Source organism: Vibrio sp. R12-SG2-ISO1 (genome assembly GCF_059834045.1).
On sequence record NZ_JCBDGO010000014.1, the window covers coordinates 1 to 3,114 of the forward strand.

4 protein-coding genes are annotated in these 3,114 nt (G+C 53.7%); all 4 read left to right on the top strand.

The window, feature by feature from the left end; translation table 11 throughout:
- Positions 1–326: 326 nt before the first annotated feature.
- The gene (locus AC6R10_RS10495) at positions 327–851 is read left to right on the top strand and encodes a ComF family protein (protein ID WP_500672203.1); all 525 of its coding nucleotides are present in this window, start codon (positions 327–329) and stop codon (positions 849–851) included.
- A gap of 79 nt (positions 852–930) precedes the next feature.
- Positions 931–1,518, top strand: a complete 588-nt coding sequence (gene nfuA, locus AC6R10_RS10500) for a Fe-S biogenesis protein NfuA (RefSeq protein WP_500657620.1) — start codon at positions 931–933, stop codon at positions 1,516–1,518.
- A gap of 172 nt (positions 1,519–1,690) precedes the next feature.
- Positions 1,691–2,233: an ADP compounds hydrolase NudE gene (nudE, locus tag AC6R10_RS10505; protein ID WP_500672204.1), complete on the top strand. Its 543-nt coding sequence runs from the start codon at positions 1,691–1,693 to the stop codon at positions 2,231–2,233.
- 113 nt (positions 2,234–2,346) lie between these two features.
- A partial coding sequence (gene cysQ, locus AC6R10_RS10510; RefSeq protein ID WP_500672205.1) for a 3'(2'),5'-bisphosphate nucleotidase CysQ occupies positions 2,347–3,114 on the top strand: 768 nt, incomplete at its 3' end.

Here is a 3,114-nt window from a genome sequence, read left to right on the forward strand (position 1 = left end):
TAGGAACTGATTTCTAGGAACTAGGAACTTCTTTTTCTAGTAACTGATTTCTAGGAACTAGGCACTTCTTTTCTCTAGAAACTTACCCCAAGAATATTGAGGATCAGGCTTTGGGTAAAGGACTAATCAGGGCAAAGTACTGGCTTGCCCCCCACTACTGCGAACTGTGTCATCTACCCATGTCGGCCCACTCGTCGACTCAGGGGGTATCATTAGCGCCAACTCGATGGTTATGCTCGGCGTGTCAGGCTTGGTTGGCACCAAAGCCGCGGTGTGCGTGTTGTGGGTTGGTGCTGTGTCATGCCGAGGCGCAGTGTGGTGAGTGTTTGGCATCGCCGCCGGCTTGGTCACGCTTGGTATGTGTCGGTGACTACACGCCGCCTTTGTCTCACTACGTGCACAAACTCAAATATGAGCGCCAATTTTGGCAGGCCGATAAGCTGGCAGAGCTGCTGGCGGCGCGAATTGGCCAAGAGGCTGAGACGGCGCCCCTGCTGACCTCAGTGCCGCTGCACTGGCGGCGCTGGCTCTATCGCGGCTTTAATCAGAGTGAGCAATTGGCGCTGGCGTTAGCGCGGCGGCTGACTGTGAGCTATCAGCCTCTGTTTCGCCGGGTCCGCCACAGCGCCGCGCAGCAGGGGCTGTCCAAGCGTGAGCGGCGGCGCAACTTACATGGGGTGTTTGAGCGTCGCCTTGATGGGCTGGTGGCCGATCATGTCGCGATAGTGGATGATGTGGTGACCACGGGCGAAACCGTCTCACAATTGGCTCGACTACTACTTGAAGTGGGGGTAAAAAGGGTCGATATTTATGCTCTATGCCGCACTCCCGAACCGGATGATGAGAGTTAAGGTCAACGGCTTGCATTGCCAAGGGGGCGAGGAGTAGAATGGTGAACAAATAGCCTACAAAATTACTCAGGTATTCGTCGTGTCAAAACCTATTATTATTACAGAAACCGCACAAAAGCACTTTGCTAACCTACTGGGTCAGCAACCCGAGGGCACCAATATTCGCGTGTTCGTCGTTAATCCGGGCACTCAAAACGCCGAGTGTGGGGTTTCTTACTGTCCACCAGAAGCGGTCGAAGCGACCGATACGGAACTGGCTTTCGAAGGCTTTTCGGCTTACGTGGATGAGCTGAGCCTGCCTTTCCTTGAAGACGCTGAAATCGATTTTGTCACCGATAAAATGGGCTCTCAGCTAACGCTCAAAGCGCCAAACGCGAAAATGCGTAAAGTGGCGGACGATGCGCCGCTCGTAGAACGTGTTGAGTACGTGATCCAAACGCAAGTGAACCCGCAGCTCGCCGGGCACGGTGGTCATGTCAATCTGGTGGAAATCACTGAAGCAGGCGTGGCCATTGTGGCGTTTGGCGGTGGCTGTAACGGCTGTTCTATGGTCGATGTGACGCTGAAAGAAGGCATCGAGAAGCAGCTTCTGCAAGAGTTTGCGGGTGAGCTGTCGGCCGTACGTGATGCGACTGAGCACGATCGCGGCGAGCACTCTTACTACTAATTCTGACAACGTTATTGATAGGCATCCTACGGGGTGCCTTTTTTATAGCTAAAGTGCGCCTATTTGGGCTCGATATTTTCGCGCGGTTTTTCTCAATCGATCCTAGGATCTTCGCGGTGATTCCCCTATATTAATGATTATTATTCATTTCCCCCAGTGATGGAGTAAGCGCGTGGCGAAACAGACGCCGCCAGAGATTCTGGCAAAAAACACCGTGGCGAAGTCCAAATTGTTTGCGATAGAAGCGCTCGACTTGCGTTTTAGCAATGGCGAAACCCGTACGTATGAGCGTATGAAGCCCAGTGGTCGAAACGCGGTGATGATGGTGCCCATCACAGAGCAAGGGGATCTGTTGTTGGTTCGAGAGTACGCTGCCGGTACGGAACGCTACGAATTGGGGTTCCCTAAAGGGTTGATTGACCCGGGTGAGTCCGCCAGTGAAGCGGCCTGCCGAGAGCTGAAAGAAGAAATTGGTATGGGCGCGCGTACCTTAATCCCCCTTAAAGAGGTGGTGTTAGCGCCGTCCTACTTCTCGAGCCGCATGACCCTGTTTATTGCTAAAGATCTCTATCCTGAGCAGTTGCAAGGGGACGAACCTGAACCATTGGAAGTGATTCGCTGGCCGTTGGTGCAAGCGGATGAGCTTCTTACGCATCTTGATTTTTGTGAAGCGCGAAGCATTACGGCGTTGTTATTAGCACTCCGCCACTCTTAGCATTACGACACTCTTAGCATTGCGTGTTGCTAAGTAAAGCGTTGCAGTAGTGAATGCGCTGCGTTATGAGCGAGCGGGAGACGGCCTCCCGCGTGCGCCAAGGATTTGCCATTATGCCTAAAACCCAAGACCTGTCTCATCATCTCCCCGCGGTGATCGATATTGCACGCTCTGCCGGGCAATTGATCCTCGATATTTATGAGAAGAAAGAGTACCAAGAGTACACCAAGAGCGACGAAACGCCGGTCACCAGTGCCGACATCGCGGCGCACAAATTGATTGTCGAAAAGCTCTCTGAATTGACGCCGGATATTCCGGTACTGTCAGAAGAAGCGGCGGACATCAGCTTGTCAAAACGCGCAGAGTGGGACAAATATTGGCTGGTCGATCCGCTCGATGGGACGCAGGAGTTCATTGCTCGCAGCGGTGATTTCGCCACCATCATTGCCCTTATCGACAACAATCAGCCTGTGATGGGCGTGGTGTATGGGCCGGTCTCTGGGGTAACGTATTACGCCTATCAAGGCAAAGGGGCATGGAAAATCCCCGACATGAGTGAAAGCGTGCGCATCAAAACTCACCAGCATGATGGCAAAGCCTACCCGATTGCGATTGCGATCAGCCGCAGGCAGAATATCAACCGTATCACCTCCCGCATGAGCAGCCAGTGGAATTATGACCTAGTCCCACTCGGCTCTGCAGCGCTGAAAGCGTGTTTGGTGGCCGAAGGCGCAGTCGATTGCTACTTGCGACTCGGGCCAACCGGCGAATGGGACACCGCCGCGACCCAGTGCATCGTCCAAGAAGCCGGAGGACGCATTCTCAGCACCCACCTTGAACCCCTTTCCTACAACGAGCGTGAAACGCTCGAGAACCCCAAT